Genomic DNA, 25,020 nt, shown 5'->3' with positions numbered 1-25,020 from the left:
GGAGCGGGCGTCCCGGCATCTGGCCGATTCCGCTTCTTCTCGTCCCTCACCGCCTGGTTACACCGCACCGGCACGGGTACCCGCGCGGCTCTGTTCCGGCCCTAGTCCTAGGAGACACTCATGGGCTTCAACCCCCTGGAACACCAAGGCATCCCTCTGGACCGCCAGCTGCGCAACTGGCGTGAGCTCGACGTCGAGCCGGTCGACCCCGACCGCGGCGACCCGTACACCAAGTGCCGCATCATCGCGATGAACGGCATCGAGGTCGAGGCGATCCTCTTCAGCCACCAGTTCGCCCGCCACTGTCCCGACCCGGACGTCAAACGGCAGCTGGCGGAGGTCCGTTACATCGAGCAGCAGCAGCAGAAGGTCGTCAACTGGCTGCTGCCCGGCCTCGCCTCGGTCCTGGAGACGACCATCTCCTACGAGCAGGTCGCGGTCGACCTCACCGGCTGGATCGCCCGCCACGAGCCCGACCCGTACCTGAAGCAGGCGTACGAGTTCGGCGTCCTGGAGGACTTCGACCACCTGTACCGGTACGCCAACCTCTACGAGATGATCGAGCACCGCAAGGCGGAGTCGATCGTGGAAGGGCTCACGGAGGTGATGCCGGGACGGCCGACCAAGTTCCACCACCGGCACCCGGCCGACAACGTGCGCGAGCCCTACGACCGTACGACGGTCAACCCGCTGTCCCGGCTGCACGCGCTGACGATCATGTCGGCCGAGCAGCAGACCATGAACTTCTACATGAACGTCGGCCCCCAGTACATGGAGCCGATCGCCCGCCAGCTCTACCAGGAGATCGGGCTGATCGAGGAGGAGCACGTCACCCACTACGAGTCCCTCGTCGACCCGGGCGAGTCGTGGTGGGAGCAGCTCGTCACCCACGAGTACAACGAGTGCTACCTGTACCACTCGTTCATGGAGCAGGAGCCCGACCCCAAGGTGAAGGCGGTCTGGGAGCTGCACCTGAACATGGAGCTGGAGCACCTGCGGATCGCCTGCGACCTGATGCGCCGTCACGACGGCCGTGAGCCGCAGGAGATCCTCGCCCCGGAGCTGCCGAACGTACTGACCTTCGAGGAGAACAAGCAGTTCGTGCGCGGTCTGCTGGACACCCAGATGGATCTGACGACGCTGGGCACCGGCTATGTCCGCGACGCCCACGAGCGGTTCGAGAAGATGCAGGAGCAGATCCACGGTGGCGAGGAGCCGCCCAGCGAGCGGGTGATGGCCCAGCACCGGGAGATGTTCGGCCGCGAGTACCGCATCGAGACGGAGGGCGAGCACCCCGACGTCGCCTCCCGGGAGAGGAGCTGACATGGCCGGGATCGCCGCGAGCGACGCCGATGTCGTGGCCCTGCTGATGCGTCAGCACGGTGACATCCGCAACCTCTTCGACGAGGTGGAGCGGACGGCCGGGGACGAACGCCGGGCGGCGTTCCGGAACCTGGTCCGGCTTCTCGCCGTGCACGAGACGGCCGAGGAGGAGGTCGTCCGTCCCTTCACCCGCACCTCCGTGCCGGACGGCGCGAAGGTGGCGGACGAGCGGCTGGCCGAGGAGCGGGAGGCCAAGGAGCTCCTGTCGCGGCTCGACGGGATGGACACCGACGACCCGAAGTTCCTGCCCGAGCTCATGACGCTGCGCCTGGACGTGATGAAGCACGCCCGCGCCGAGGAGCGGTACGAGTTCAACCACATCCGCCGGCACGCGGACAAGGCCCGGCTGTCCTCCATGGCCACCGCGCTGAAGGCAGCCGAGGCCGTGGCCCCCACCCACCCGCACCCGGGGACCGAGTCGGCGGCCAAGAACATGGCCCTGGGCCCGATCGCCGCCGTGGTCGACCGCACCCGGGACGCCGTGCGCAAGGCCATGGGCAAGGACGGCTGACCGGCCGCCCCACCGGTCCGGCACAACCATCCTGGGCTGTGGCTTCGGCAGTGACGGCCGCGGCTCAGGAGTCAGGTGTCCGGTCACGGGTACGCGAGGGGTGACCCATCGTGCGACCGGGGTGGTGGCATGGAGAACACCGGTGACACCGGGCGGATGCTGCGGCGGCTGATGCAGGCCGCGCACACGGTGACGCTGGAGCAGTTGCCCGGCCTCATCGCCTGCCATGCGGAGGCGGCCGGGACGTACGACGTGGCCGTCTTCGCCGTCGACATCCGCGAGACCCTGCTGCGGCAGATCACCGGTCGCGGCCCCGACGCGGCGGCGGGCGGGGAGGAGATCCGGATCGACGGCACCCTGCCCGGACGGGCCTACCAGCGGGTGGCGCTCCTCGCCGAGCCTCCGCGCGAACCTTCCGGACGGCATCGGTGGTGGGTGCCCGTGACCGACGGCGTCGAGCGCATCGGAGTGCTCCGGGCGGACACCGAGGACGACGACGGGAACGTACGGCAGGACCTGCGCGACCTCGCCTCCCTGGTGGCCCTGATCCTGCTCAGCAAGAGGTCCTTCAGTGACTCCTACGCCCGGCTGGTGCGCACGGAACCCATGAACGTGGCGGCGGAGATGCAGTGGAAGCTGATGCCGCCGCCCGCTTTCGCCGGCCACGACGTGACCGTCGGTGCCGCGAGCGAGCCCGCCTACGAGATGGGCGGCGACGCGTTCGACTACGCCGTCAGCGGCAACACCCTTCATCTGTCCGTGTTCGACGCGATGGGCCACGACACCACCGCGGGGATCACCGCGAACGTGGCGGTGGCCGCCTGTCGCAACGCCCGCCGGCAGGGGGCCTCGCTGGCCGACACCAGCCGGGCGGTCGAAGGCGTCCTCGTCTCCCACTTCGGCACCAGCCGGTACGTCACCGGCATCCTGGCCGACCTGGACCTCGACACGGGACACCTGACCTGGATCAACCGCGGTCACCACCTGCCGCTCGTCATCCGCGACAACCGCTGGACCGCCGAACTGACCTGCCCTCCGGCCGGGCCGATGGGCACCTGCCTCGAACTGCCGATCGTCGTCAGCCGGCACCAGATGGAGCCGGGCGACCGGCTCCTGCTGTACACCGACGGGATCGTCGATGCCCGCGACACCACCGGGCAGCGGTTCGGCCGGGACCGGTTCGTCGACTTCGTGGTGCGCCACCACTCCGGCCGGCAGACCCTCCACGAGACCCTGCGCCGGCTGATGCACGCGGTCCTCGACCATCACTCGGGCAAGCTGGAGGACGACGCCACCGTCCTGCTCACCGAGTGGCGGGCAGGCCACCAGGACCGGCTGGTCCCCTGACCCGGGCGCCCGTCGCGGCCGTGTGCCTAGGCCACGGCCTCGCCCGCCCCCGCGATCTCCGGCACCCCGCCGTCCTGTGAGGTGAACTGGGTCCGGTAGAGCTCCGCGTACCGGCCGTCCGACGCGAGCAGCTCCTCGTGCGTGCCGCGCTCCACGATCCGTCCGTCCTCGACCACCAGGATCAGGTCGGCCGTGCGGATCGTGGACAGCCGGTGCGCGATCACGATCGCCGTCCTGCCCTCCAGCGCCTCGGTGAGCGCCTCCTGGACGGCCGCCTCCGAGGTGTTGTCCAGGTGGGCGGTGGCCTCGTCGAGGATGACGACCCGCTGGCGGGCCAGGAGCAGCCGGGCGATGGTCATGCGCTGGCGTTCACCGCCGGAGAGCCGGTAGCCGCGCTCGCCGACCACGGTGTCCAGGCCGTCCGGCAGGGACCGCACGAGCGTGTCGAGGCGGGCACGGCGCAGGGCGTCCCACAGCTCGTCCTCGCTCGCCTCCGGGCGGGCCAGCAGCAGGTTGGCGCGGACGCTGTCGTGGAAGAGGTGGCCGTCCTGGGTGACCATGCCGACGGTCGCCCGCAGGGAGTCCGCGGTGAGGTCGCGGACGTCGACGCCGCCGACGCGGACGGCGCCCTCGTCGACGTCGTACAGCCGCGGCAGCAGTTGTGCGACGGTCGACTTGCCGGCGCCTGAGGAGCCGACGAGGGCGACCGTCCGGCCGGGTTCGGCGCGGAAGGAGACGCCGTGCAGGACCTCGGCGCCGCCGCGGGTGTCGAGGGAGGCGACCTCCTCCAGGGAGGCGAGGGAGACCTTGTCGGCGGAGGGGTAGCCGAAGCGCACGTCGGCGAACTCGACGGCTACCGGTCCCCCGGGGACCTCGCGGGCGTCCGGTTTCTCCGCGATCAGCGGCTTCAGGTCCAGCACCTCGAAGACCCGCTCGAAGCTGACCAGCGCGCTCATCACCTCGACGCGGGCGCCGGCGAGGGCGGTGAGCGGGGCGTACATGCGGGTCAGGAGCAGGGCGAGGGAGACCACGGCGCCGGGTTCCAGGCTGCCGCGCAGGGCGAACCAGCCGCCGAGGCCGTAGACCAGGGCGAGGGCAAGGGCGGAGACCAGGGTCAGGGCGGTGATGAACACCGACTGGGCGGTGGCCGTGCGGACGCCGATGTCGGCCACCTGCCGGGCGCGGGCCGCGAACTCCACGGACTCCTGCTCGGGGCGGCCGAAGAGCTTGACCAGGGTGGCGCCGGGAGCGGAGAAGCGCTCGGTCATCCGGGTGCCCATGGCCGCGTTGAGGGCGGCCGCCTCGCGCTGCATCCGGGCCATCCGGGTGCCCATGCGGCGGGCCGGGATCACGAACACCGGGAGCAGCGCGAGCGCGAGCAGGGTGATCTGCCAGGACAGGGTGAGCATCACCACGAGGGTCAGCAGCAGCGTGACCAGGTTGCTGACCACGCCGGACAGGGTGTTGCTGAAGGCGCGCTGGGCGCCGATGACGTCGTTGTTGAGACGGGAGACGAGCGCTCCCGTACGAGTGCGTGTGAAGAACGCGACCGGCATGCGCTGCACATGATCGAACACAGCCGTGCGCAGATCGAGGATGAGTCCCTCCCCGAGCGTGGCCGACAGGCGCCTGGCGAGGATGCCGAGCGCGGCCTCGGCCACCGCGATGAGAGCGATGAGCAGGGCCAGACGGACGACCTTGCCCTCGTCGTCGCCCGACACGATCGCGTCCACGACGTTGCCGGCCAGCACGGGCGTGGCCACGGCGAGCAGCGCGGTCGCCACCCCGAGCACGACGAAGCGGGCGATACGGGTACGGTGCGGGCGGGCGAACGCGCCGATGCGGCGCAGCGTCGCGCGGGCGAACGGGCGGCGCTCCTGCTCGGCGTTCATGACACTGTGCAGCTGTGTCCAGGCTGTGGTCTCCATGCTCATGGGAGAGAACCTAGAACCTCAAGCGTTGTCGAGGTCAACGCCCGCACCCCGACCGCAGGACCGAAGGACTCGATGACGGTACGCAAGCCCCCGGCCCCGATTCCGCAACCCGCCGTTGGCGCGACGGGGAAAGTCTCTCCCGGTGTGACCGCGGTAGAACTCCCCCAGGGACGCGCCTTCCGGCGTCTCCCCGTCCGCCGTATCCGCCAGATCCTGTGCCTGGTGCCGCTCCTGCTCGTCACCGTCGTGGCGGTGCGGCACCGTTCGGTGCTCGCCGAGGGCTTCGGTCATCTGCGGCACGCCCAGTGGCCGTGGCTCGCGGCCGCGGTCGGCACCACCTGTCTGACGTGGGTGGCCGCCTCCTTCACCCGGCAGGGCGCCGTCGTGGAGCGGCTGCCCCGGCGGCGGCTGCTGGCCACGCAGTTCGCGGCGGGGGCGGCCAACCACCTGCTGCCGACGGGCCTCGGCGCGAGCGCGGTCAACCTGCGCTTCATGACCGTGTGCGGGGTGCCGCTCGCCCGCTCGTCGGCCGCGCTCGCCCTGTACCTGCTGGCGGAGTCGGTCGGCCGGCTCACCCTGCTGAGCGCGCTGCTCGTCGCCTTCCCGGGCGCGCTGCGGCTCGGCACCCTGCTGCCCGGCACGGCGGCCGGTCCGCTGCTGCTGGGCGTGGTCGCGGTGCTGGTGGTGGCCGTGGGTGTGCTCGCCGGGGTCCGCCGGGTGCGCACGGCGGTGGGCTCCTTCCTGCGGACCGCGCTCGGCGAGGCCCGCTCGGTGCACGCGCGGCCGTCCCGGGCGCTCGCCCTGTGGGGCGGTTCGCTGGCCTTCCCGGCCCTCCAGGCGGCCGGTCTCGCCATGGTGGGGCGGGCGATGGGGCTGTCGGTGCCGCCCGCGCACATGGCCCTCGCCTACCTCGCGGCGACCTGCGCGGTGGCGCTGGTGCCCACGCCGGGCGGGGTGGGTTCGGTGGAGGCGGCCCTGGTGATGGCGCTGGTGGCGGCGGGCGGCCCGGCGGCCGTGGCCACGGCGGTGGTGCTCGCCTACCGGATCATCACGGTCTGGGTGCCGCTGGTGCCGGGAGCGCTGACGCTCGGCGCGCTGGTGCGGCTGAAGGTGATCTGACCGGCGCTCGTGTCCTTCACTGGTCGCCGAGCGTCACCCGCACGGGACCGCCCCGGGGGTCGACCAGGCGGGTCCAGCGCGCGGACAGGGTGAGGGGCCGGTACGGAACCGCCCTGGCCAGTCGCCGGCGGTACAGCGTGCGGCCGTCCTGGGTGACCCGCAGCAGCGGGCGGGTCAGCGGGGCCGTCGTGCGCAGGACGTACGGCCCGCGGTCGGCCGGGGCGACCCGGTTCGGGACGATCCAGCGCAGCGGCGGCGCCACCGACAGCGGGACGCCGTCCGGGGCTCCGGTTCCGGCTCCGGCGAGTGCCTCCAGGACGGCGCCGGCCACGCGCGTCCCCTCGCGCGCCGCGGCCGCCGCGCTCTCCCCCGGGTGCAGCACACTGCCGACCGCGAAGACGCCGGGCCGTGAGGTGCGCAGCGCCCCGTCGACGGCCGGGCCCCGGGTGCCGGTGTCCAGGATCAGCCCGCCGCGCCGGGCGAGTTCGTGCTCGGGCACGAACTGGCCGGTGAACACGACGGTGTCGCAGGGCAGTACGGCCGTCCTGCCGTCACGGTGCCGCACCCGCACGCCCGACAGCCGGCCGTGGCCGAGGAGTTCGGTGACCGTGGTGGCGGTGAGCAGCGGAATGCCCTGCCGCAGGCGGGCGTCGGCGGCGCGGGCGGGTGTGGTCCGCGCTCGGGGCAGGCCGGTGACCATGGCGACGACCTCCGCTCCGGCGGCCCGTACGGTGGCGGCGGCCGCGTAGGAGACGTCCTCCGCGCCGACCACGACCGCGCGCTCCCCGACGCGCTGCCCGTACAGGTGCACGGCCTGCTGGAGTTCGCCGGTGGTGAGGACACCGGCGGGGCGGGTGCCGGGCACCAGCCGTGCGGAGCGCGGGCGTTCACGGGTGCCGGTGGCCAGGACGACCGCCCGTGCCTCGATCGTCTCCGGTCCGCGCGGGCCGACGGTGTGCAGCGACAGCGGCCCCGCCCAGTCGAGGGCGGTGACCCCGGGGCGTACGACGGCTCCGGCGCCCTCGGCCGCGGTGACGAGGAGCCGGGCCCAGGCGGGGCCGGTCAGGGGGTGCGACCAGGTGCCGAAGCCGCCGTGGGCGCAGTGCCGGGGCACTCCCCCGGCCTGCGGTTCGCGGTCCAGGACCTCGACGCGGGCCACCCCGGCCGCGGCCAGGCGGGCGGCGGCCGCGAGTCCGGCGGGGCCGGCGCCGACGATCAGGACGTCGACCTGACGCGCACCGCTCACCTCCGCGCCTCCTCGAACAGCGCCCGCACCGCGGCCCCGCAGTGGAAGCCCTGGCACCGTCCCGCCCGGGCCCGGGTCCGGCGGCGCAGTCCGTCCAGGCCGGCCGGGGGGATCGTGCCGGTGAGGGCGTCGCGGATCTCGCCGCGGGTGACCCGCTCGCAGTGGCAGACGAGGGTGCCGTACTCGGGGTCGGCGGCGATGAGTTCGGGGCGCTGGTAGGGGCGCGGGAACGCCTCGCCGAGGTTGGGCATGCGGACCGGTTCGAGCTCCTCGGCGGGCCCTGGGTCCAGTCCGGCGTCGGCGAGCAGGTCCGTCACGTGCGCGGCGATGGCGAGGGAGGCGGTCAGTCCGGTCGAGCGGATGCCGCCGACGGTGACGTACGCCTGCCCGGGGTGGGCCGCGATGCGGTAGTCCTCGTGCTCGGTGGCCGCGCGCAGGCCCGCGTAGACGGCGGTGACCTCCTCGTCGAGCAGGCGGGGCAGGACGCGGCGGCCCTGGTCCCGGAGTGCCCGCAGGCCCTCGGCGGTGGAGTGGGTGGCCCGTTTGTCGTCCAGGTCCTCGGCGGTGGGGCCGAGGAGGACGTTGCCGTACACGGTGGGGGCGACCAGGACGCCCTTGCCGAGGGCGGTGGGGACGGGCAGCAGGATGTGCCGCACCAGGTCGCGGGCGAACTTGTCGAAGACGAGGAGCTGGCCGCGGCGCGGGGTGACCGTGAAGTCGTCGTGGCCGAGGGCACGGTCGAGGGTGTCGGCGTGCAGACCGGCGGCGTTGACGAGCCAACGGGTGCGCAGGGTGCCCCGCTCCGTGTGGAGGACGTGGGTGTCGTCGTCCCGGCCGACCGTCCTGACCCGGGTGCCGAGGTGGAGGTCGACGCCGTTGCGGACGGCCTGGGTGGCGTACGCCAGGGTCGTCGTCCAGGGGCAGACGATGCTCTCGCCGGGCACGTGCAGGGCGCCGAGTGCGCCGGGGCCCAGGTGGGGTTCGCGGACGTAGAGCTCGTCCGGGCCGATCGGACGGGTGTCCGGGCGGTCGTTGCGCACGGCCTTGTCCGCCAGGCGGGGCAGGGCGGCGAGTTGCTCCTCGTCCCAGGCGACAAGGAGTGCGCCGACGGGTTCCACGGGGATGCCGGTGGCCGCCGCGTAGTCGGCGAGCAGCCGTGCGCCCTCCCTCACCAGGCGGGCCTCCAGGGAGCCCGGGGTGGCGTCGAAGCCGGTGTGCAGGATGGCGGTGTTGGCCTTCGAGCTGCCCTGGCCGATGTCGTCCTGTGCCTCGACGAGCGCGACGCGGAGACGGGGGTGGTGCGCGAGGGCCCTGGCCGTCGCGCTGCCGACCACACCGGCGCCGACGACCGTCACGTCGTACGGCGTCGCGGGGAGCGGACCGTGGCGGGTGACGGTTCCTTGCGCGCGTTTCACCGGGACGTTCCTTCGAGCAGTGCCGTGACCGCGCTGCGGAAGCGGCCCAGTCGGTCGGCCGCCTCCTGCGGTGACACCCTCGGTTCGTAGACCGTGGCCGGCCTCCAGTCGGGCAGTGCGTCGGCCGGCCCCAGGCCGGGTTCCGCGCCGAGGCGGGCCAGGGCGCCCACGCCGAGGGCCGTCGCGTCCGGCAGTGCCGACACCTCGACCGGGCGCTGGAGCAGGTCGGCCTGGGTCTGCATGAGGAGGGCGGAGCGGGTGAGGCCCCCGTCGACGCGCAGGACTTCCAGCGGTGTGCCGAGGTCCCGCGCGGCGGCCTCGGCGAGCTCCACGACCTGGGCGGCCAGGCCCTCGCACAGGGCGCGCACCAGGTGCCCGGGACCCGTGTCGAGGCCGAGGCCGGTCAGGGAGCCCCGCAGGTCGCCCCGCCACCAGGGGGCCGCGAGTCCGGCCAGGGCGGGGACGAAGGTGACCCCGCCGCTGTCGGGCACCGCACCGCCCACCGCGTCGAGGTCGTCCGCGCCCCCGATGACACCCAGGTCGGTGAGCCAGCGCACCGCGGACGCGGCCGTGTACACCTGGCCGTCCAGGCAGTAGCTCGTACGCCCGTCGAGCCGCCAGGCCACGCAGCTCACCAGTCCCGAACCGCCGCGCCGGGGTGCGGACCCGGTGTGCGCGAGCAGGAACGCCCCGGTCCCGTAGGTGCACTTGGCGCCGCCGGGTGCCGTGACGCGCTGGGCGAGCAGGGCGGCCTGCTGGTCCACGGCCAGACCGGTGAGCGGGATCTCCGGGCCGAACGCCCTGGTCGCACCGGCCTGTCGGGCGTTGTCGACGATCTCGGGGAGCCGTTCACCGGCGAGGCCGTACAGGTCGAGGGCGCGCTCCGACCACTGCGCGCGGTCGAGGTCGAGCAGCTGGGTCCGTCCGGCGGTGGCGGCGTCCGTGACGAAGGCGCCGGTGAGCCGGTGGACGAGCCAGACGTCGCTGGTGGTGACGACGCCCTCCCGGGTGAGGTGCCGCCGTATCCACGCCATCTTGGGCGCGGCGAAGTACGGGTCGAGCGGGAGTCCGGTCAGCTGCCGCAACTCTTCACCATGCGGGGAGAGTTCGGCGCACACGGACTCCGCCCGGCGGTCCTGCCACACGAGCGCGTCGGTGAGCGGCCGGCCCGTCTCCGGGTCCCAGGCCAGTACCGTCTCGCCCTGGTTGGCGAGGCCCAGCGCGACCACGGGCTCATCCGCCTCGGCCAGGGCCCGCGCACCCGCCTCGACCACCGAGTCGCAGAGCTCCGCGGGGTCGGCCTCGACCAGACCGCCGGGCAGGTGGCGGGGCCGTACCGCCGCGAACCCGGTGCCGATGACACCGCGTTCCGGGCAGATCACCAGGGCCTTGGTGCCGGAGGTGCCCTGGTCGACGGCGAGCACCGGACCGGTCATCACATGCCTCCCCGAGTGATCACGGTCCGACAGCCTGCCGTCGCCGCCCGTGCCGCGTCAAGCCGCTCCCACCAGCGGGTACGTGCCCGGGTTGACTGGCTGATCACCAGTCAACTTCCCCTCGAGGAAAAGAAGTTCTGAATGATCGGGAAGGTGGTGTGCTGTCGTTTGTCCGCCCCTATAGTGACCGCCGACCGACGCGCGATCTCCTCAACCGCCGCCCCGAGGAGGGCTGTTGTTACTCCACCCCGCCGTCCTGCCCGGTCCCGCGTCCGGGGCGGGCCGGTGATGGCCAGAGAAGGAGCACGCCCCGTCTACGATCCCGCCGGCCACGACCCGGAACTGCGCGCCGCCCTCCAGGAGGTCCGCACCGGCCGCTGGATGTCGATGCGCACCCTGCTGGAGCGGACCACCGCCTGGTGGCAGTGGACCCAGCGCACCCAGGTGCTGGCCGCGGCGGCGGCGGGTACCGACGTGGTGCGGACCTGGCTCGGCGAGGAGCCCGGCAGTGTGCCGGCCGCGGTGATGCGGGCCCGGGTCGCCGTGGAGCGCGCGCTGCGGGCCCGGCGCGAGCGGCACCGCCGTACGCACGAACTGTGGATCGAGGCTTGGGACGTCAGCCGGACCGCGTCCCGGATCGCCGCCCACGACCCGGTGCCCTGGGTGTGCCTGCTGGCCCTGGCCCAGCTCGACGACCGGCTGCTGTGGGAGGAGCACCGGGCCGAGCCGCCCGGGCCGATGCTGCCGCCGGGGCCCTGGGGGCTGCTGGCCGAGGCCGACAAGCGGGACCCGTACAACCGTGAGGCGCACCACCGCATGCTGCAGTTCCTGTACGCGCGGGCCTCCTCGGGACGGCTGGCGGAGGCGGTCGGCTACGCGCACTGGGCCGCCGAGTCCGCCCCGCCGGGATCCGCGCTCCATGTGCTGCCGCTGTACGTACGGGTCGAGCGCTACCGGCGCGGCGCCGGGCACAGCGCCGCGCTCGACCTGCACTGGGTGGCCGAGGACGCCGTCCGGGAGGCGGGCCGGGCGCACGAGGCCTGGTTCGCGCGGGCCCCCGCCGAGGAGCGCACCCCGCTCGACCTCAACCATCTCGCCCACGCCCTGTGGGGCGCCCTGCGGTTCGAGGCGGCGACCGAGGTGTTCGACGCGCTCGGTCCCTACTACACGCCGCTGCCCTGGTCCTACCGCGCCGACGCGAGCGGCGAGCGGGGGCAGGGCGTGCAGGTCTTCCTCCAGGCGCGGGCCCGCAGCCGGTCCGCCGTGCAGGGCCCCTGACTCCCGTACGTCCCCCGCCCCTTCACCGGAGGTCTCCGTATGTCGTCAGAACCGTCGATGTCCCCCGAGGTCCCGCAGCCCGACGAGGAGCAGCGGCTGCGCGAACTGGGCTACCGGCCCGTGCTCGCCCGGCGCATGGGCGGCTTCGGCAACTTCGCGATCAGCTTCTCGGTGATCTCGATCCTGTCCGGCTGCATGACCCTGTACGGCTTCGGCATGGGCGCCGGCGGCCCCGCGGTGATGCTGTGGGGCTGGGCCGGCGTCGGCCTGTTCGTCCTGTGCGTGGGACTCGCGCTGGCGGAGGTCACCAGCGCCTACCCGACGTCCGGCGCCCTGTACTACATGGCGGACCGGCTCGGCGGGCGCCGCTGGGGCTGGTACACGGGCTGGCTGAACCTGCTCGGTCTGCTCGGCGCGATCGCGGGCATCGACTACGGGGCCGCCCTGTTCGCGGGCGCCTTCGCCAACCTCCAGTGGGGTTTCGAGCCGACCCCGGGGAAGACCATGCTGATCTTCCTGGCGATCCTGTCGCTGCACGCGGTGCTGAACCTGTTCGGCGTGCGGCTGGTCTCCGTGCTCAACTCGGTCAGCGTGTGGTGGCACCTGGCCGGTGTGGCGGCCATCGTCGGCGCCCTGTGGATCGTCCCGGACAGCCACCGGTCACCGTCCTTCGTGTTCACGGAGTTCGTCAACGACACCGGCTGGCACAACCCCGTCTACGTGGCCGCGATCGGCCTGCTGCTCGCGCAGTACACCTTCTCCGGCTACGACGCCTCCGCCCACCTGTCCGAGGAGACCTCCAACGCCTCGGTGTCGGCGGCCAAGGGCATCGTGCGGGCGATCTGGGTGTCCTGGGTCGCCGGGTTCGTGCTGCTCGCGGGGCTCACCTTCGCGATCCAGGACTACGACGCCACCCGGGCCAGCGCGACCGGGGTGCCGCCCGCCCAGATCCTGCTCGACGGGCTCGGCACCGACGGCGCGAGCGCGCTGCTCGTCGTGGTGATCGTGGCCCAGCTCTTCTGCGGGAACGCCGAGGTCGCCGCGGCCAGCCGGATGGTGTTCGCGTTCAGCCGGGACAAGGCCCTGCCGGGCTCCGCGCTCTGGCGGAAGGTCAGCGCCCGCACCCAGACGCCGGTCGCCGCCGTGTGGCTGTCGGTCGTGGTCGCCGGGGTCCTCGCCCTGCCCTCGCTGTACTCGGCGACCGCCTACGGCGCGGTGACCGCGATCAACGTCATCGGCATCACACCCGCGTACGCCATCCCCGTCCTGCTGCGGCTGCGCGCGGGGAACCGTTTTCAGCCGGGTCCGTGGAGCCTGGGCAGGTGGAGCAAGCCCATCGGATGGACGGCTGTGGTGTGGGTGGCGTGTGTGACGGTGCTGTTCTGCCTGCCGCAGTCCTCGCCGGTGACGGTGGACACGATGAACTACGCCTCCGTGGCGCTGGCCGTCGTCCTGCTCCTGGCCACGGTGTGGTGGTTCGTGGCCCGGCGCTCCTACGGAACGCCCACGACCGCCGCCTACTCCGACCGGGAACAGGCCGAACTCGCCGAGGGCATCGTCTGAAACCAGGCGATCCGGCGCCCCGCCCGGTACGAACCGCCGTGTCGGATACGGCAGGATGAGCGGTCGCGTCGGCCACGGAACCTCCACACGGCCGACGCGATCGCACATCCCGCAATATCGAACAGGTGGCAACGTGACGGCATTTCAACGGGATCTCACCATGGACGACATGATCGGCGCCGGTGTCGCCGTGGTCGCGGGCCTGGTGGCGGCTTTCCTGCTGCGCATGCTGCTCAAGTGGCTGGGCAAGCACGCGGACCGCACCAAGTGGGGCGGTGACGACGTCCTCGTGGCCGCGCTGCGGACCGTGGTGCCCTCGGCGGCGGTCGCGGGCGGTCTCGCCGTCGCCGCGGCAGCCCTGCCGCTGACCAAGGGCGTCCAGCGCACGGTCAACCAGGTGCTGACGGTGCTGCTGATCTTCGTGGTGACGGTGGCGGCGGCCCGGCTGGTCGCGGGGCTCGTGAGGACGGTCACCACGTCCCGCTCCGGAGTCGCCGGATCGGCCACGATCTTCGTCAACATCACGCGGGTCCTGGTCCTGGCGATCGGCTTCCTGGTCGTGCTCCAGACCCTCGGCATCTCCATAGCGCCCCTGCTCACCGCCCTGGGAGTCGGCGGTCTCGCGGTCGCGCTCGCCCTCCAGGACACGCTCGCCAACCTCTTCGCGGGCATCCACATCCTCGCCTCCAAGACGGTCCAGCCCGGCGACTACATCCGGCTGGCCAGCGGCGAGGAGGGCTACGTCGAGGACATCAACTGGCGCCAGACGACGGTCCGCGCGCTCTCCAACAACCTGATCGTCGTCCCCAACGGCGAGCTCGCCAAGACGAACATGACCAACTTCATGCGTCCCGAGCAGCAGTTGACGATCCTGGTGCAGGTCGGGGTGGCCTACGACAGCGATCTCGACCACGTCGAGCGGGTCACCTGCGAGGTCGTCACCGAGGTCATGACCAGGGTCGAGGGCGCGGTCCCGGAGCACGAGCCGCTGGTCCGCTTCCACACCTTCGGCGACTCCCGGATCGGCTTCACGGTCATCCTGGGCGTCGGCGAGTTCAGCGACCAGTTCCGCATCAAGCACGAGTTCATCAAGCAGCTGCACAAGAGGTACCGCGAGGAGGGCATCCGGATCCCGGCGCCGACGCGGACCGTGGCCCTCCAGCAGGGCTCGGTGTCGATCCCGCACCAGCGCGGCGCGGAGACGGTGGTGGTCGAGCCGGGCGAGATGCCCTCCGCCCGGCTCGACTGAGCCCTACAGCGTCGCCGAGTTGTCGTGCCAGTGGCCGTCGGTCCGGTTCTGCGGCCGGCGCAGCGCGGAACTGACGGGCGTCACCGTCCAGTCCGGGTGACCGGGCATCCTCGGGGTCTTCGTCCCGTAGAGCCAGTCGCCCAGGAAGCCCGACTGGTCGGCGCCGGAGACCTCCGAGGCGACGGCGATGTAGTCGTCGGTCGACGCGGAGGCGTTGCGGAAGCGCTCGAGGAACGTCGACTCGATCGCCGCGAAGACCGTCTCGCCGACCTGCCGGCGCAGCGCGTACAGGACGAGGACGCCGCCCAGGTAGCGCTGGCTGTCGAAGAGGTCGGCCGCGCTCGGGGCGGCTACGGGGCCCGAGGTCCTGCGCCACTGGTCGCCGCGGGCGTACGTGTCCTTCATGCGGGCCTCCATGGTGGTCAGGCCCAGGGAGTCGGCCCAGCCGCGCTCGTAGCGGTACAGCAGCCCGTAGAAGTCGGCGTGGCCCTCGTTGAGCCACAGGTCGGACCAGGTGGCCGGGCTCACGCTGTTGCCGAAGTACGAGTGGACCAGCTCGTGCATCATGTGCGAGCCGATGCTCCGCTCCGCCTGGAGCAGGAAGTTCGGCTTGTACAGGGTGAGGGTCTGGGTCTCCAGACCCGTGAAGTCGAAGGCGTTCGAGGCGTCGTTGTTGCAGGGCAGCAGACCGTACGTCTCGAAGGGGAACGCCCCGAGCCGCTGCTCGATCCAGCTCACCAGGTTCGGGGTGAGGGCCAGGGCGGGCTCCAGGGCGGCGGCCCGGGCGGCCGGGACGACGTCCCTGAGCGGGAGTCCGTGCGGGCCCTGCCGCTCCCTGATCACGTAGTCGCCGACCGTGATCTGCACGACCTCCGTGGCGATCGGCTCCCGGGACCGGTAGCGGTACGCGGTCCGGCCGTCCCCTAGGTCCTCGACGTCCACCAGGTGGCCGCTCGCCACGCCCTTGAGGCCGGCCGGGACGGTGATGCGGCAGCTGAAGTCCGCCTTGTCCGAGGGGTGGTCGTTGCAGGGGAAGACGGTGTGCGCCGCGTCGGGCTGGGGGCAGACCGCGAAACCGTCAGGGGTGGGCACCCACGCGGTGGGGGTGAGCGCGGCCCGCGGGTCCGCCGTGTACGTCACGGTCACGGTCGCCGTGGTCCGCGCGGCCAGCGGGGCGGCCGGAGTGATCCGCAGCTTCTCACCGGCCTGCTCGCGGGCGGCCGGCACGCCGTCGAGCAGCACCTCGCGCACGTCGAGGCCCAGCGCGTCCAGGGAGAGGCGGCTCAGCTCATGGCTGGTGGTGATCGTCAGGGTCGCCGTCGCGTCGACGAGCCGGGTCGTGGCGTCGTACGCGAGGTCGAGGTCGTACGAGGAGACGCGGTAGCCGTCGTTGCCGAGGCCGGGGAAGACGGGGTCCCCGAGGGTCTCCGGGCCCGGGGTGCCGGTCTCCGGGCCGGCGTGCGCCGGGGCGGCCGCGGTCAGGGCCGCCACGCTGCCCAGCAGCGCTGCCGGGGCCGTCACTCTGGTGCGATATCTCATGGTCTGCTTTCCCTCGGGCGGCCGGCTGGTCGGGTCCGGCCGTCGGACGACTGCGATCAACGTGCATGACCACAAGATCAGACGCCTTGGTTGCCCGGCGGGATCTGCGGGGACTTCCCCAACGGCCGAGGGGCGCTGTCGGGGAGCGCTGTTGTCGAGGACCGCTGTCGAGACCGGGCCGGTCACGAGATATCTTGATGTCGAGCAATGTTGCAGACGTGGAGCGGAGCACCCGGTGACTGACTCGACCATCATCTATACGCACACTGACGAGGCCCCGGCCCTGGCGACGTATTCCTTCCTGCCGGTGGTCCAGGCGTACGCCTCGCAGGCGGGTGTCTCTGTGGAGACGCGGGACATCTCGCTGGCCGGGCGCATCATCGCGGTGTTCCCGGAGTACCTGTCCGAGGACCAGCGGATCCCGGACGCCCTGCACGAGCTGGGCGAACTGGCGAAGACGCCCGAGGCCAACATCATCAAGCTGCCGAACATCTCGGCGTCGATCCCGCAGCTGAAGGCCGCCGTCGCCGAGCTGCAGGCGCAGGGCTACGCGCTGCCGGACTACCCGGACGACCCGAAGACCGACGAGGAGCGGGACATCCAGGCCCGCTACGACAAGGTCAAGGGCTCCGCCGTGAACCCGGTCCTGCGTGAGGGCAACTCCGACCGCCGCGCCCCCGCCTCGGTCAAGAACTACGCCAAGACCCACCCGCACCGCATGGGCGCCTGGTCGGCCGACTCCAAGACCAACGTGGCCACCATGGGCGTGGACGACTTCCGCTCCACCGAGAAGTCCGTCGTGATCTCCGAGGCCGGCTCGCTGAAGATCGAGCTGGTGGGCGACGACGGCTCCACCACCGTCCTGCGCGAGTCGGTACCGGTCCTGGAGGGCGAGGTCGTCGACGCCTCGGTGCTGCACGTGGCCCCGCTGCGGGAGTTCCTCACCGCGCAGATCGCCCGCGCCAAGGCCGAGGGCGTCCTGTTCTCCGTGCACCTCAAGGCCACGATGATGAAGGTCTCCGACCCGATCATCTTCGGTCACGTGGTGCGCGCGTTCTTCCCGAAGACCTTCGCGCAGTACGGCCAGACGCTCGCCGCGGCCGGCCTGACCCCGAACGACGGTCTGGGCGGCATCTACAAGGGCCTGGAGTCCCTGCCCGAGGGCGCCGAGATCAAGGCGTCCTTCGACGCCGAGCTCGCCGAGGGCCCGGCGCTCGCGATGGTCGACTCCGACAAGGGCATCACCAACCTGCACGTGCCGTCCGACGTGATCGTCGACGCCTCGATGCCGGCCATGATCCGCACCTCCGGTCACATGTGGGGCCCGGACGGCCAGGAGGCCGACACCCTCGCGGTGCTGCCCGACTCCTCGTACGCCGGTGTCTACCAGGCCGTGATCGAGGACTGCCGTGCCAACGGCGCCTACGACCCCTCGACCATGGGCTCGGTGCCGAACGTCGGCCTGATGGCGCAGAAGGCCGAGGAGTACGGCTCCCACGACAAGACCTTCGAGATCCCGACCACCGGCACCGTCCGCCTGGTCGACCAGAACGGCACCGCGCTCATCGAGCAGACGGTCTCCGCGGGCGACATCTTCCGCGCCTGCCAGACCAAGGACGCGCCGATCCGGGACTGGGTCAAGCTGGCCGTCACCCGCGCCCGCGCCACCGGCGACCCGGCCGTGTTCTGGCTGGACGAGACCCGTGCGCACGACGCCAACCTGATCGCCAAGGTCAAGGCGTACCTGCCGGAGCACGACACCGAGGGCCTGGACATCCGCATCCTGGCGCCGGTCGAGGCGACGAAGCTCTCGGTGGAGCGCATCCGCCGCGGCGAGAACACGATCTCGGTGACGGGCAACGTGCTCCGTGACTACCTGACCGACCTCTTCCCGATCCTGGAGCTGGGCACCAGCGCCAAGATGCTGTCGGTGGTCCCGCTGATGGCGGGCGGCGGCCTGTTCGAGACGGGCGCCGGCGGTTCCGCGCCGAAGCACGTCCAGCAGCTCGTCAAGGAGAACTACCTGCGCTGGGACTCCCTCGGTGAGTTCTTCGCGCTGGTCCCCTCCCTGGAGCAGTACGCGACGGCCACGAACAACTCCAAGGCCAAGGTCCTCGCCGACACGCTCGACCGCGCCACGGCGACCTTCCTCAACGAGGACAAGTCCCCGACCCGTCGCGTCGGCGGCATCGACAACCGCGGCAGCCACTTCTACCTGTCCCTGTACTGGGCGCAGGAGCTGGCCGCGCAGACCGACGACGCGGACCTGGCGAAGGCCTTCGCCCCGCTCGCCGAGACCCTCGCCGCGAACGAGGAGACGATCGTCTCCGAGCTGAACGCCGTTCAGGGCAAGCCGGCCGACATCGGCGGCTACTACCAGCCCGACCCGGCCAAGGCCGCGAAGGTCATGCGCCCGTCGACGACGTGGAACGAGGCGCTGGCGTCCCTGAGCTGACACGCCCACCCGCTGCACACCTCCGCCCCGGCCGGCTGCTGCCCGCCGGGGCGGAGGTGTGCACGGGGCGCGTAGCGGTCGGCTGCGGCCGTGGGTCCCGCGAGCGCGTGGGGGGCTGGAGCCGGTGGGTGAGGCGTGTCCGGAGGGCGCGCAGGACAGGGCACCGTATCCGGCAAGAGAGTCGGCGGGGCGGGCGGCTGACGGTCCCGGGAATCGGCCGGGGCACTTCCCCGCGCGGGTCGGCCTCCGTCCGGCCAGACGGAGCCGGATTCGCAGGACACGGACGACTGAACACACCCCGAAGGCCGCTCCGGGCACGGGAGTCGGCCGGGGGCTCGCGGTGGGTCGCCGCTCAGGGGCGCGATCAGTGGCCCCGCGTCCCCCCGTCGCCGGTGTTCATGCTGAGATGGTGCACCGCGTCACCGATCACGTCCCGGGAGCAGTCGTATGTCCTCGTTCGAGTTGTCGGCCGGTGCCGAGGGGTCGTCGGTGATCCTGCATGTGCCGCACTCGGCGCGGGAGACGCCCGCCGAGGTGCGGGCCGGGATCGTGCTGGACGACGTGGCTTTGGAGCGGGAGCTGGACCACATCGTCGACGCGCACACGGCGGAACTCGCCGAACGGGCGGCCCGGCTGTCCCGGGTGGTGCCGTGGCGGTTCGTGAACCGGCTGTCGCGGCTGGTCGTGGATCCCGAGCGGTTCCCGGACGGACGGGAGGAGATGCTCGCCGTGGGAATGGGGGCCGTGTACACCAGGACGACGCACCGGGAGGTCCTGCGGCCGGACGACACCGATCCCGGGCCGCTCCTCACGCGCTACTTCCATCCGTACGCCCGGGCCATGACCGACGCCGTGGCGGAGCGGCTGGAGGCGACGGGACGGGCCGTCGTCATCGACGTGCACTCCTACCCCAGCGCGCCGCTGCCCTATGAACTGCACGGCGAGGGACCGCGGCCCCCGGTGTGCCTCGGCACCGACCCCTTCCACACGCCGCCCGGGCTGCTCGCCGCGGCCCGGGAGGTGTTCGGGGAGGTCGGGCTGAACAGTCCGTTCAGCGGGACGTACGTGCCGCTGGAGTTCTACGGCCGCGATCCCCGGGTCAGTGCCCTGATGGTGGAGATCCGGCGGGACACGTACATGACGGAACCGGGCGGCCCCGCCGGACCGGGGCTCGACCGGCTCGCCCAGGCGCTGGCCGCTCTCGTGGACTCCCTTGGCTGACCCGGCCGCGGGCGTTCAGACGGTCAGCCAGTCGGTGACGATCACTCCCTCGCCGGTCCGCAGCCGGAGCGCGAAGGGACCCGCCGGGGACTCCGCACTGGTGAAACGGCCCATGTCGTCGGTGGTGAGCGGCGAGCCCAACTGCGGACCGCTGAGCACCTCGATCCGGGCCGACTGGGGCGGCAGCACCTGCCCCATCAGACCCTGCGGGGTGAGTTCGACGTCGACCGTCACCTCGCCCGCGTGGAAGGTCAGCATCCGCGGGGTCCCCGTCGCCCCCCGCACCGGCAGGGCGTCCACCACCGAGTCGAAGCCGAGTTCGGCGATCCGGCTGTCCAGGTCGTGCAGCGCGAACGCCTCGACGGCGACCTGCCGCAGTGCGGCCGGGACGGGGTCCAGGATGGCCGTCGCCTGGCGCAGTTCCTCCTCCAGCAGTTCGAGGGCGAACTCCTCGTCGGGCAGCGCCTCTTCGCCGAGGTCCTCGCCGAGGCCGAGGACGTCGTCGCCGAGGTCGTCGTTCATGTCGCTCATACCGCCCCCCGGGCTTCGAGCCGCGCCCGCAGCCGCCTCAGGCAGCGCTGGCGCAGTGGTCCGATGCTGCCCACCGCGATCCCCAGGGCGGCGGACACCTCCTGGTAGCCGGGCTTCGGCGAGGCCATCAGGATGCGCAGCAACTGCCGGCAGCGCTCGCCGAGTTCCTCGAACTCCTGCCACAGGCGCCGCACCCGCTCGCTCTGGGCGGCGGCCTCCTCGGAGTCGATGAACGACTGCTCGGGCGTACGGTCCTCGCTGACGCGGTCCAGGAGCTGCGGATCGTCGGTGACGGTCAGCCGCCGCAGGTTCTTGAGCACCTTCAGGCACTCGTGGCGCGCGGTGCTCGCCAGCCACGACTTGGCCTTGTCGGGTTCACGGATCCGCCCGAGGTGCTGGGCGAAGCGGAACCACACGGTCTGGTACACCTCGTGCGCGTCGGCGTCGGAGAGCCGGTGCGCGCGCACCACGGCCCACACCAGCGGGCTCAGCCCTTCCACGAGCGCCTTCCAGGCCGCCGCGTCCCCGTCGACGGCGGACTGGACCAGCGCACCGACATCTGCTCGGTCCACGGTCCCACCCCTCGTGTACGGCAAGTAATCGTACGCCGTGGAAGGGACCGCTCCGGCCGTCATGTGCCGACCGGACGCTGCACGACCGGCACCGGGCGCCAGCCGGCCGGCTTCAGCGCCGGTACGTGCGCCCCGCGCACTTCGGCGAACTGGGTGTTGGCGGCCAGCAGTTGCTGCCGGGCGGCACGCGCGTCGGTCTCCTTGTGCGCGGTCATGTGGGCGGCGACCAGACCCGCCACGACCGGGGTCGCGAAGGAGGTGCCGCTCCAGTGCGCGTACCCCTCGAACATCACCTGGTCCGGCTGGGCGGTGCTGCCGTCCTCGCTCAACACGCCGACGTGGGAGGGCGACTGGCAGGTGCACACGTAGGTGAAGCCGTACCGGCAGGCGTCGTAGGTGGAGTGCTGGTACAGGTACGGCACCGGCGCGTCGAAGCCGGTGAGGGCGCTGGTGAGGCGCTCGCCGGGGGCGTAGACCTTGACCCAGGAGCCGTGGTTGCTGAAGCAGGCGCCGAACTCGCCGTCGGCGCGCAGCGCGCCGACCGACAGGACGGCCCCCTGGTAGTCGGGCAGTGCGGCGTAGGCGGCGGGCCAGAACGGGCTGGCGCTGGCGTTGTTGCCGGCCGCGGCGACCAACAGGGTGCCGTGGGCGCGCAGTTCCTGCATGAAGGCGTCCATGCCGAGCAGTCCGTCGGTGCGGCCGTTGGAGGTGCCCGCGGAGAGGCTGATGATGTCGGGCCAGCCGCCGGCGACCGCCTCGAAGAGCTTCTCGCCGAGCTCGGACTCCAGGATGGCGCCGGCGTCGTTGAGGGTGCTGCGGACGGTGATGTCGGTGTTGGGCGCGACGGCCGCGAGGACACCGGCGATGAACGTGCCGTGGCCGACGTACTGGAGGAGGTTCCCGTCCCCGTCGGTCTCGGTGCCGTGCAGGTCGCCCCCGACGTGGGCGAGCAGCGGGACGAGCGCGTGGTCGTGGGTGAGGCCGTTGTCGACGACGAGGACGTCCACGGCGGTGTCCGGGTCGTGACCGGTCTCCGCGGGGGCCGGGTTGGTGCCCTGGCTGAGGGCGGCGGGCACGGGTTCGTCGCCGGGGCAGGAGTTGACCGCGATCGACACCACGTGGTTGCGGCTGACCAGGCGGCGCCCGGCGCGTCCCTCGCGTTCGCTCATGGCACGCAGGGCGTGGGTGACCGCGCGGTCGCCTCGCCGGTCGCCGTGGCCCGGGTCGCCGACCTTGATCCGGGTGATGCCCGAGCGGTTGGTCTCGGGGCTGTCCCGGCGCACGAAGTCGCCGGTCAGACCGGTCGCCTCGGTGAAGTGGGTGCGGACGGTCTCCTCGACGAGCGCCGCGTCACGGCCGTCGCGGGCGAGCACCACGCCCTTCTCGTAGATGAACTCCGAGGCGTCGTCGGGTCCGAGGGCCAGCGGGACATCGGGCATGGAGCGCTGGATCTGGTCGAACTGCTCGTGGAATCGCTGAGGTGCCATGGCGTGTCCTCCCACTGAGGCGTCGGTCGTCAGTCAGAGCCGCGGGTCCGGTGATTGATACAGCGCCAAACCGGTGTGGCCCGCCACCTGGGCCACTACCATCCATGGAGTGACAGCGGGAAGCGACTCGGTTCTCGAACTGCTGCCGATGGTGTTCGCCGCGCCCAGGCAGGCGCTGGCGAGGGCAGAGGAAGTGCTCGGCTCTGACCCCTCACCGCTGCACGCCTCCGTCGCCCACCAGGTCATCGGCATCTGGCAGCGGGACTGGGGCGACATGCGGATCGCCCTGGACCATCTGCGCCGCGCCCGCGATCTCGGCGCGCGCTCGGAGTCGACCGACCGGGAGGCGGACGCGCTGGCCGCGCTCGGGGTGGCGCTGGTGCACGCCGGTCGCACCCGGCAGGGTCTGGAGTCGCTGGAGCGGGGCGTCGCGGTCAGCAGCGGGCACACCAGGGCGCAGGTCCTGTTCCGGCGGGCGTACGCCTCATGGGTGCTCGGTCGTCACCGGGCGGCGCTGGAGGACGTGCGGCGGGCCGTGCCGGTGCTGCGGCAGGCGCGGGACGTGATCTGGACGGCGCGGGCACTGACCCTGCGGGCCACCGTGCACCTGGCGCTCGGGGCGGTGGAGCGGGCGGACGCCGACTTCACGGCGGCCGAGGCGCTGTGGGACACCACGGGCCAGGAGCACGACAAGGCGGACGCGGTGGAGAGCCGGGGCCTTGCCGCCTACCGGTCCGGGGACATCCCGGCCGCGCTGCGGCTGCTCGACGAGGCGCAGGAGCGGTACGCCAAGCTCGGCACGCCGACGTTCATGCTCACCATCAGGCGCTGCGAGGTCCTGATGGCCGCGGGGCTGGCCCCGGAGGCGCTCGCGGAGGCGGACGCGGCGATCAGGGTGCTCGACGGGATCGGCGGACAGTCCACCCTCAAGGCGGAACTGCTGCTCGCCGCCGCGCGGGCGGCCCGGCACGCGGGGGACGCGCACACCGCGATCGCCCGCGCCGACATGGCGGTCCGGCTGTTCGCGGGGCAACGGCGCACCTGGTGGGAGACGCACGCCCGGCTGGTGCTGATCGAGGCGCGGGTCGCCGCCGGGCGCGGCTCGGGGCGGCTGGTCGCGGACGCGGCCGCGGTCGCCGACCGGCTGGCCTCCTTCGGCGCGCCGGCCGCCCCCGAGGCCGCCCTCCTCGCGGGCCGGATCGCCCTCGACCTCGGGTGGCGGGAGGACGCCCGGCGGCATCTCGAGGTGGCCGCCCGCAGCCGGCACAGCGGGCCGCCGCTGGCCAGGATGACGGGCTGGGCGGCGCGGGCGCTGTGGGCGCGGGCGATGGGGTCCGACCGGCGGGTGCTGGAGGCCTGCCGCCGTGGTCTGGACGTCCTCGACGATCACCGCACGACCCTGGGCGCCTCGGAACTGCGGGCCCGGGCCACCGCGCAGGGCGCGGAGCTCGCCGGGCTCGCGGCGCGGGCCTCGCTCGCGTCGGGCGGGCCGCGGCGGCTGCTGGTGTGGAGCGAGCGCTGGCGGGCGACGGTGCTGTCCGCGCCGCCGACCCGCCCGCCGGCCGACCCGGCCCTGCTCGGTGACCTCACCGCCTTCCGGGAGATAGCGGCCCGCGCGGAGGCGGCCAGGATGGAGGGCCGCCCCGTGCCGACGCTGGAGCGTGAACAGCGCCGCCTGGAACGGGAGATCCGCTCCCGCACCCTCCACAGCCGCGGCGACGCGCCCGGCGACGGCTACCGGTTCGACCCCGGCAGACTGCTGGAGCGGCTCGGGGACGACGTGCGGCTGGTGGAACTCGCCGTGCTCGACGGGCGTGTTCAGGTGCTGCTGTGCGCGCAGGGGCGGGTGCGGCGGTTCGAGGCCGGGCTGCTGGCCGACGCGGAGCGCGAGGCGGAGCACGTCCAGGCGGGGCTCAGGCGGCTGGCCCACCCGGGGGCGGAGGCACGGGTTCCGGTGGTGGAGGCGGCCGGGCGGCGGCTGGAGGAGCTGCTGCTCGGGCCGGCGGCGGCGCGGCTCGGCTCCGGGCCGGTCGTGGTGGTGCCGCCGGGGCGGCTGCACCAGGTGCCGTGGGCGCTGCTGCCCTCGCTGCGGGACCGGGTGTTCAGCGTGTCGCCGTCGGCGAGCAGTTGGCTGCGGGCCCGTGACACCGTGCCGCCGCCGGGCGGCCGTCAGGTGCTGGTGCGCGGTCCGGGGCTGGCCACCGGGGGCGCCGAGGTGCCCGAACTGGCCGGCCGGAACGGCTCCGCGACGGTCCTGGAGCACGAGGACGCGCGCGTGCCGCGGGTGTTGGAGGAACTGGACGGCGCGGCGCTGGCGCACATCGCCGCGCACGGCACGTTCCGTGCGGACAGCCCGCTGTTCTCGTCGCTGCGGATGGCCGACGGGCCGCTCATCGTCCACGACTTCGAGCGGCTGGACCGCAGCCCGTACCGGATCATCCTGTCCTGCTGCGACACCGCCCGGTTCGCCTCGGTCGGCGCGGACGAACTGCTCGGCCTGGTCACCGCGTTGCTGCCGCTGGGCACGGCGGGGGTGGTGGCGTGCAGCGCGCCGGTCAACGACGAGGCGGTGGTGCCGCTGATGCTCACCCTGCACAAGGGGCTGAGCGCGGGGGCGTCCCTGGCGGAGGCGCTGCGTGACGCGCGGGCCTCGCTGCCGGGGGACGCGGTGCACCGGGCGACGGGGTGGGCGTTCTCGGCGTTCGGGGCGGCGTGACGGCTCGGGCGGTGTGCG

18 protein-coding genes are annotated in these 25,020 nt (G+C 72.8%); 10 read left to right on the top strand and 8 right to left on the bottom strand.

The window, feature by feature from the left end; translation table 11 throughout:
• Positions 1-120 precede the first annotated feature (120 nt).
• The 3 genes from ACIQJT_RS01815 (at position 121) to ACIQJT_RS01805 (ending at position 3,241) form a co-directional block, all read left to right on the top strand.
• Complete coding sequence (locus ACIQJT_RS01815) at positions 121-1,323, top strand: hypothetical protein (RefSeq protein WP_365454736.1); 1,203 nt, start codon at positions 121-123, stop codon at positions 1,321-1,323.
• Position 1,324: 1 nt separating this feature from the next.
• Entirely contained in the window at positions 1,325-1,894 is a 570-nt protein-coding gene (locus tag ACIQJT_RS01810; protein ID WP_402639006.1) for a hemerythrin domain-containing protein, read from the top strand.
• Between the two features lie 129 nt (positions 1,895-2,023).
• On the top strand, positions 2,024-3,241 hold the full coding sequence (locus ACIQJT_RS01805; RefSeq protein WP_402639003.1) for a PP2C family protein-serine/threonine phosphatase: 1,218 nt from the start codon (positions 2,024-2,026) through the stop codon (positions 3,239-3,241).
• Positions 3,242-3,267: 26 nt separating this feature from the next.
• Here ACIQJT_RS01805 and ACIQJT_RS01800 read toward each other — a convergent pair whose 3' ends face one another.
• Entirely contained in the window at positions 3,268-5,175 is a 1,908-nt protein-coding gene (locus ACIQJT_RS01800) for an ABC transporter ATP-binding protein (protein ID WP_402639001.1), read from the bottom strand.
• A gap of 144 nt (positions 5,176-5,319) precedes the next feature.
• On the opposite strand from ACIQJT_RS01800, the gene ACIQJT_RS01795 reads away from it, so the two are divergent.
• Positions 5,320-6,294: a YbhN family protein gene (locus ACIQJT_RS01795; protein WP_402638999.1), complete on the top strand. Its 975-nt coding sequence runs from the start codon at positions 5,320-5,322 to the stop codon at positions 6,292-6,294.
• A gap of 16 nt (positions 6,295-6,310) precedes the next feature.
• On the opposite strand, the gene ACIQJT_RS01790 is transcribed toward ACIQJT_RS01795, so the two are convergent.
• Genes ACIQJT_RS01790 through ACIQJT_RS01780 form a run of 3 tightly spaced genes read right to left on the bottom strand, consistent with a single transcriptional unit; the run spans position 6,311 to position 10,391 of the window.
• Positions 6,311-7,540: an FAD-dependent oxidoreductase gene (locus tag ACIQJT_RS01790; protein ID WP_402638997.1), complete on the bottom strand. Its 1,230-nt coding sequence runs from the start codon at positions 7,538-7,540 to the stop codon at positions 6,311-6,313.
• Positions 7,537-8,955 carry an FAD-dependent oxidoreductase gene (locus ACIQJT_RS01785; RefSeq protein WP_402638995.1) on the bottom strand — a complete coding sequence of 473 codons (1,419 nt, stop codon included), beginning with the start codon at positions 8,953-8,955 and terminating at the stop codon, positions 7,537-7,539. The genes ACIQJT_RS01790 and ACIQJT_RS01785 overlap by 4 nt, the downstream gene beginning before the upstream one ends.
• The gene (locus tag ACIQJT_RS01780; protein WP_402638993.1) at positions 8,952-10,391 is read right to left on the bottom strand and encodes an FGGY family carbohydrate kinase; all 1,440 of its coding nucleotides are present in this window, start codon (positions 10,389-10,391) and stop codon (positions 8,952-8,954) included. The genes ACIQJT_RS01785 and ACIQJT_RS01780 overlap by 4 nt, the downstream gene beginning before the upstream one ends.
• A 288-nt stretch (positions 10,392-10,679) precedes the next feature.
• Here ACIQJT_RS01780 and ACIQJT_RS01775 point away from each other — a divergent pair, with 288 nt between their 5' ends.
• The 3 genes from ACIQJT_RS01775 to ACIQJT_RS01765 all read left to right on the top strand — a co-directional run bounded on the left by ACIQJT_RS01775 (position 10,680) and on the right by ACIQJT_RS01765 (position 14,481).
• Positions 10,680-11,669 (top strand): hypothetical protein, encoded by a 990-nt coding sequence (locus ACIQJT_RS01775; RefSeq protein WP_402638991.1) that lies wholly within the window; start codon positions 10,680-10,682, stop codon positions 11,667-11,669.
• A gap of 39 nt (positions 11,670-11,708) precedes the next feature.
• Entirely contained in the window at positions 11,709-13,232 is a 1,524-nt protein-coding gene (locus ACIQJT_RS01770) for an amino acid permease (protein WP_402638989.1), read from the top strand.
• 160 nt (positions 13,233-13,392) lie between these two features.
• Positions 13,393-14,481: a mechanosensitive ion channel family protein gene (locus ACIQJT_RS01765; protein WP_402640055.1), complete on the top strand. Its 1,089-nt coding sequence runs from the start codon at positions 13,393-13,395 to the stop codon at positions 14,479-14,481.
• Between the two features lie 3 nt (positions 14,482-14,484).
• On the opposite strand, the gene ACIQJT_RS01760 is transcribed toward ACIQJT_RS01765, so the two are convergent.
• Positions 14,485-16,020: a M1 family metallopeptidase gene (locus ACIQJT_RS01760; RefSeq protein ID WP_402638987.1), complete on the bottom strand. Its 1,536-nt coding sequence runs from the start codon at positions 16,018-16,020 to the stop codon at positions 14,485-14,487.
• Positions 16,021-16,255: 235 nt separating this feature from the next.
• Here ACIQJT_RS01760 and ACIQJT_RS01755 point away from each other — a divergent pair, with 235 nt between their 5' ends.
• Together ACIQJT_RS01755 and ACIQJT_RS01750 are read left to right on the top strand one after the other, a co-directional pair.
• Positions 16,256-18,475, top strand: coding sequence for an NADP-dependent isocitrate dehydrogenase (locus ACIQJT_RS01755; protein WP_402638985.1), 2,220 nt, complete (start codon positions 16,256-16,258; stop codon positions 18,473-18,475).
• Positions 18,476-18,922: 447 nt separating this feature from the next.
• Entirely contained in the window at positions 18,923-19,696 is a 774-nt protein-coding gene (locus ACIQJT_RS01750; RefSeq protein WP_402638983.1) for an N-formylglutamate amidohydrolase, read from the top strand.
• Positions 19,697-19,711: 15 nt separating this feature from the next.
• Here the strand turns inward: ACIQJT_RS01750 and ACIQJT_RS01745 are convergent, their stop codons facing one another.
• Genes ACIQJT_RS01745 through ACIQJT_RS01735 form a run of 3 tightly spaced genes read right to left on the bottom strand, consistent with a single transcriptional unit; the run spans position 19,712 to position 22,286 of the window.
• Positions 19,712-20,218 (bottom strand): hypothetical protein, encoded by a 507-nt coding sequence (locus tag ACIQJT_RS01745; RefSeq protein WP_402640053.1) that lies wholly within the window; start codon positions 20,216-20,218, stop codon positions 19,712-19,714.
• Between the two features lie 5 nt (positions 20,219-20,223).
• The gene (locus ACIQJT_RS01740) at positions 20,224-20,799 is read right to left on the bottom strand and encodes a sigma-70 family RNA polymerase sigma factor (RefSeq protein WP_365454698.1); all 576 of its coding nucleotides are present in this window, start codon (positions 20,797-20,799) and stop codon (positions 20,224-20,226) included.
• Positions 20,800-20,858: 59 nt separating this feature from the next.
• Entirely contained in the window at positions 20,859-22,286 is a 1,428-nt protein-coding gene (locus ACIQJT_RS01735; protein ID WP_402638981.1) for a S8/S53 family peptidase, read from the bottom strand.
• Between the two features lie 148 nt (positions 22,287-22,434).
• Here ACIQJT_RS01735 and ACIQJT_RS01730 point away from each other — a divergent pair, with 148 nt between their 5' ends.
• On the top strand, positions 22,435-25,002 hold the full coding sequence (locus ACIQJT_RS01730) for a CHAT domain-containing protein (RefSeq protein ID WP_402640051.1): 2,568 nt from the start codon (positions 22,435-22,437) through the stop codon (positions 25,000-25,002).
• Positions 25,003-25,020 lie beyond the last annotated feature (18 nt).

It is taken from the genome of Streptomyces sp. NPDC091972 (assembly GCF_044756385.1).
GTDB lineage: Bacteria > Actinomycetota > Actinomycetes > Streptomycetales > Streptomycetaceae > Streptomyces.
Note: the sequence above shows the minus strand (reverse complement) of the source record. Positions and strands in the feature narration are given on the sequence as shown.